At 64.0% G+C, this 1,584-nt stretch carries 3 protein-coding genes; 2 read left to right on the forward strand and 1 reads right to left on the reverse strand.

The window, feature by feature from the left end:
• Nucleotides 1–91: 91 nt before the first annotated feature.
• Complete coding sequence (locus ACWD4A_RS35335) at nucleotides 92–562, forward strand: helix-turn-helix domain-containing protein (RefSeq protein WP_451200575.1); 471 nt, start codon at nucleotides 92–94, stop codon at nucleotides 560–562.
• 86 nt (nucleotides 563–648) lie between these two features.
• On the forward strand, nucleotides 649–891 hold the full coding sequence (locus ACWD4A_RS35340; RefSeq protein WP_451200571.1) for a hypothetical protein: 243 nt from the start codon (nucleotides 649–651) through the stop codon (nucleotides 889–891).
• A 487-nt stretch (nucleotides 892–1,378) separates the two neighbouring features.
• Here the strand turns inward: ACWD4A_RS35340 and ACWD4A_RS35345 are convergent.
• A partial coding sequence (locus ACWD4A_RS35345) for a hypothetical protein (protein ID WP_451200573.1) occupies nucleotides 1,379–1,584 on the reverse strand: 206 nt, incomplete at its 5' end.

Consider the following 1,584-nt stretch of genomic DNA (forward strand, 5'->3'; position numbering starts at 1 on the left):
ACTTCGAACACCTCCCTCAACGGCACGGGAGCCTCGTGCGTTGCGGAGACCGATCCCGTCACCCGATCAGTGGTCACGCTGAAAGAGCTCACTGAGCGCGAACGCGCTCGCCAAGATGAGTGGGGTCAACCGACAGGTCATCACCAATGTGCTGAACGGCTCGGTCTGGCCGGACAGCCTCACCGTCATGGACCTCGAAGAGGCACTCCACTGCCAACTCTGGCCTGCTCAGGACGGTAGTTCGGGGGCGAAGAATGACGATGCAGGCTGGGGCACGCCCGCCGACGAACGGGTGCTGGACCGATTCGTCCTTGAACCGGAAGTCCTACAGAGAATGAACGCGGAGTACGCCGCCATCCTCTACTGGCACATCGTTCGCTTGCACATCGCTGCGGTCGGCGACATCCTCCGGGACTTCGCCACGCTGGCTCAAGACGAGCCCCGCACCGCTGCCACGGGCAAGGGCCTCACACTTGGCGAGATCGCTTCCATGGACCAAGAAGAGTGGCTAGCCCATCACTCAAGCGCGTGCGCCACAGCCATCGGCGAGCTCTCTCGATGACGTTCGGAGCGTCACCCCATCGCGTTCGAAGCACGCTCCGAGTCACCGCTCTGACCTGCACAGAAGCATTTTCCCACACGGCCCACGTGCGGGGCCTGCCCGAGCAGTTGCTGCCCTCGCTTGAGAGCCTCCTGCGACGCGTTCCGCTCCGGCCGTTCATGTCGCCGATCGTTGCAGGGGACTTCCTCGTCGGGCCCGGTGCCGTCGCCCAGGTCTCGCCGAGTTATCGTGGCGAGCACGAAGTCACCGTCCAGATCGGGGCCTGCCACCGCAGCGCGCTGCGGCCTCTTGGCGAGCTTGGCCTCGATTGGCAGCGGTTCGACGGGTGACACCGCTGACGCCGACAGGACATGCCAGTCGGATGACGGCTCTTCCCAGGTGTTGAGTGGTCGCTTCCCACCTCAGCTGGGAGATGTGCGTGCAGTGACCCCACCTATACACCTGTTCGGTTACGGTCAGTGGCGGACAGCTCTTGTGTCCGCACGCATGGATTCAGAGGGGGGCTTGAAGAGATGTTCCGACGTCTCGCCACGACGGCATCAGCTGTCTGCACAGCCGCTGTGCTCGTACTCGCGACCGGGTGCAGCAGCGACAGTGGATCACTGCCTGGCGCGGACACCGCGGCGGCTCCTTGGCCCGCAAGGAGGGGTCACGTACCAGTTACGATCCGCCGGGTACGTTCAGCGAGTCGGCCATCGTGCTGCCCAAAGAAGCCGGCTTCGGGAAGTCTGGTGATGTCTGGGGCTCGTCCCTTGCCAGCAGGCCGCCTGTCACGCTGTACGCCTCGCGGGCGTATGTCACTTCTCCATACGATCTTCAGCTGTGGGCACCGCCAACGGGCGCGTGACAACCGTCCTGCCTCAACGCGACCCGCTCTTGGATGCCCGAAATGCTATTCCCAGCGATGAAATCTCCGGGGCACCCCTCGTCAGTGAGCTCTTTCAGCGTGACCACTGATCGGGTGACGGGATCGGTCTCCGCAACGCACGAGGCTCCCGTGCCGTTGAGGGAGGTGTTCGAAG

Source organism: Streptomyces sp. NPDC002537 (genome assembly GCF_053594975.1).